The sequence below is a fragment of the Lacinutrix sp. MEBiC02595 genome, from assembly GCF_053601555.1.
Window position 1 is genome coordinate 1 of the sequence record NZ_JBSHNU010000237.1, and the last position, 285, is coordinate 285.

General features: G+C 38.6%; 1 protein-coding gene. It reads right to left on the bottom strand.

What is annotated here, in order from left to right; translation table 11 throughout:
• Window positions 1-285 (bottom strand): hypothetical protein (locus tag ACVCZW_RS13300; RefSeq protein WP_452232647.1); only part of this gene is annotated, 285 nt, incomplete at both ends.

Sequence of the window (285 nt, forward strand, 5' to 3'; positions counted from 1 at the left end):
GCGATCGTTTCGTTATCTGTACCATTACATTCTATAGTTTCGTCTATTACAGTACAAGATGTTAAGTCAGGACCGATAGAATCTTCAAGAGTAAGCGTTGCAGTAAGTATAGTTTCGTTACCACAATCATCAGCAACGGTATAAGTAACTAGAATAGTACCACCAGCGCCACAAGTGGAAGCAAGGTTAGTAAATACATAATCTGAAGTTACATCAAATACTGCATCTGTATCACAGCTATCTGTACCACAAGATTGAAGAGCAAGTATGTTAGCGGCATTCCAA